We start from the raw sequence: 2,862 nt of genomic DNA, 5'->3' as shown, positions 1-2,862 counted from the left end.
GAGCGCCTTGCGCGGGGCATCCCCCCCTCCCCCCGCCCGCCGGGGCCCGGCCCGCCAAGGGCGGGCCGCCGCCCCGTTTCCGTCTCCGTCTCCGTTGCCACTGCCGTTTCCGTTGCCGCTCCCGTTTCCGTTGCCCTTGCCGTTGCGGACCGCGAGCAGCGCGGTGTCGTCCGTCAGGCGCCCGCCGCTGTGCCGGAGGACGGCGCCGACGACGGCCCCCACCAGGCGCTCCGGCTCCCCGGCCCCGGGCAGGCCGGCCAGGCCCTCCAGGTGGGCGCGCAGGTCGAAGAAGTCGCCCTGGCGGTCCCGGGCCTCGGTCACCCCGTCCGTGACGATCAGCACGGTCTCGTCCGCGCCCAGCCGGAGCCGCTGCACCTGCGGGAGCCGCCCGGCCAGCGGGGCGAGGCCCAGCGGGACGCCGTCACCCGGCGGCAGCTGCCGGACCCCGTCCGGGCCCAGGACGTACGGGCAGTCGTGGCCGAAGTTGACCACCTGGATCTCCCCGGGGGCGTCGTCGGGGAACCAGACGACCACCGCCGTGGCGAACCGCTCGTCCTCCTCCCCCAGCCGGGCGGAGAGCCGGTTCTGCCGGTGCACCCGCTCCTCCAGCCAGGAGGCGACCGTCGCCAGGCCCTCCTCCCGGAAGGCCGCCTCCCGGAAGCAGCCGACCAGCGCCGCCGCCGTGGCGACCGCCGGAAGGCCCTTCCCCTGGACGTCGCCGAGGACGACCCGCGCGCCGTACGGGGTGGCCACCACGTCGTAGAAGTCGCCGCCCACCCGGGCCTCCACGTCGGCGGCCAGGTAGCGGGCCTCCGCGTCCACCCCGCCCCAGCCCGGCGGCACCGGGCGCAGCACCACCTGCCGGGTGGTCTCGGCGGCGCCCTGGAGATGGCGGACGTAGGCGGCGGCCCGGGCCCGGAAGACGCTGAGCGGATACGCGAGGACGCAGCCGGCGATCACCAGCAGGAAGTCCTCGATCCCGTGGGACTTGCCCCAGAGGCCGTTCAGCCCGGGATAGGCGGCGACCGCGAGACCGGCGAAGGCCACGGTGACCGCCGGACCGCACAGCCCCGCGGCGACCACCGGGACCAGGGCCAGCCAGCTGAGCGACTCGAAGGAGCTGGGGGTGAGGGCGTCCACGGCCACCACCGCCGCCAGCAGCACGGCGGGGATCAGCCAGGACCGGTGCCCGTACCGGACCAGCACCGGCAGCTGGGGCCCCGGGTCGGACGGCGGCCGGGCCGGCCCGAACGCCTCCGCGGCACGCACCCGCAACGGCCCCTCCGCTCTCCTCCGGTGTCGCGACGGTGCCGGGCCCGGCGCCGTCGCGCCCACGTTAGAGGGCCGGGGCGCCCCTCGCCCCTCGGCCCGCACCCGTCCGGCCCAGCCGGCCGGCCCCTCGCGCGGCGCGGCGGGGTGGGCACCCGGCACGGCCCGGAGCCGACCGCCCCACCCGGCCAGGGCTAACCTGGCCCCCGCACCGCAAGACCGTACCCGCACCGTGAGAGGCCTTTCCCGATGAGCACCCCCAGCACCCCCGTCGTCGAGCGGTCGGACGACCGGCACCGCTACGAGATCCTGGTCGACGGCGAACTCGCCGGTTTCACCGAGTACTTGGACCACGACGGGCAGCGCGTCTTCTACCACACCCTGGTCGAGGAGGCCTTCGCCGGCCGCGGCCTGGCCGGGCAGCTGGTCCAGGAGGCGCTGACGGACGTCCGGGCCGCCGGGAAGCGCATCGTGCCGATCTGCCCCTACGTGGCCAAGTTCCTGACCAAGCACCACGAGTTCGCGGACCTCACCGACGAGGTCACCCCCGAGGTCAAGGCCTGGCTGCGCGGCCAGCTGCACAGCTAAGCCCTGTCCGGCCCGGGGCGGTGGGGTCGTTGGGCCCTGGCCGCCGCCCCGGGCCTGTCGGGATCCTGGTGGCCGGTCGCGCCGGAGCGACGCGGCGCGCGGCGGCGGAAGGGCCTGGGCGATGGGCGGGTTGATCACGGTGGGGGCGTTCGAGGGCGGCGCGGCGGCTGAGGCCCTGGCCGAGGCCCGGGGGCGGATCGCGGCGGGTGAGGCCCTCGCCGGCGGGGCCGGCACGCTGGTGGAGGCGCTGCGGATCCGGCTGAGCGCCGTGGCCGGCGGGGTGCTGGCGCAGGCGAACGCCGAGGTGGACGGACGGCGGATCCGGGTCCAGCGGGCCGCCGCCGAGCCGGGCGCCTCGCTCGACCGGGTCGCCGAGTCCCTGCTCGGCCGGATCCGGTCCGTCACCGGCAGCTGGGCACCGCGCCCGTGGCCCGCCCCGGCGACGCCCGCTCCCCCGGTGGCCGCCGAGGGTGCGGACCGGATCGTCCGCCGCAAGGAGCCGGCTCTGGTCCGGTGCACGCCCGAGGCGGCCGCCCGGACGATGGACGCGATGGACTACGACATCCACTTGTTCACCGACCCGGTCACCGAGACCGACGCCGTGGTCTACCGGGTCGGCCCCACCGGCTACCGGCTGGCCCGGACCAGGCCGGACGGCCCGTCCGGGCGCCGCACGGCGCCGATCACGCTCAGCCCGCACGGCGCGCCGACGCTCACCGAGCGGCAGGCCGTCCGGCGGCTGGTGGGGGCGGAGCTGCCGTTCCTGTTCTTCGCCCACCCGGCGGGCGGCCGGGGCCGGGTGCTCTACCGGCGCTTCGACGGCCGGTTGGGCCTGATCTCGGGCCGGGGCTGAGAGGGGAAGGCACGACGGTGCGACCCCGCCGGAGCGGGGCCGCACCGTGCGGCCCTCCCCGGCGACACATGTTGATCAAGTGAACCGCCAGGCCGAGGAAGGCCTCCTTGACCGCCACGCCCCGGGTCGGGTGGGCCGGGACGTTGCGGGCG

General features: G+C 77.2%; 3 protein-coding genes. 2 read left to right on the top strand and 1 reads right to left on the bottom strand.

Annotated elements, in window-relative coordinates; all coding sequences use genetic code 11:
* A partial coding sequence (locus ACFWXO_RS45270) for a PP2C family protein-serine/threonine phosphatase (protein WP_380533092.1) occupies nucleotides 1–1,269 on the bottom strand: 1,269 nt, incomplete at its 3' end.
* A 249-nt stretch (nucleotides 1,270–1,518) separates the two neighbouring features.
* Between ACFWXO_RS45270 and ACFWXO_RS45265 the strand changes: the two genes are divergently transcribed.
* Both ACFWXO_RS45265 and ACFWXO_RS45260 read left to right on the top strand, forming a co-directional pair.
* Nucleotides 1,519–1,857: a GNAT family N-acetyltransferase gene (locus ACFWXO_RS45265; RefSeq protein WP_380399378.1), complete on the top strand. Its 339-nt coding sequence runs from the start codon at nucleotides 1,519–1,521 to the stop codon at nucleotides 1,855–1,857.
* A 121-nt stretch (nucleotides 1,858–1,978) separates the two neighbouring features.
* Nucleotides 1,979–2,710, top strand: coding sequence for a sigma 54 modulation/S30EA ribosomal C-terminal domain-containing protein (locus tag ACFWXO_RS45260; RefSeq protein WP_380533089.1), 732 nt, complete (start codon nucleotides 1,979–1,981; stop codon nucleotides 2,708–2,710).
* Nucleotides 2,711–2,862 lie beyond the last annotated feature (152 nt).

It is taken from the genome of Kitasatospora sp. NPDC059088, assembly GCF_042738155.1.
GTDB lineage: Bacteria > Actinomycetota > Actinomycetes > Streptomycetales > Streptomycetaceae > Kitasatospora.
The sequence above is the reverse complement of the archived record's forward strand: the minus strand, read 5'-3'. Positions and strand labels throughout refer to the sequence as shown.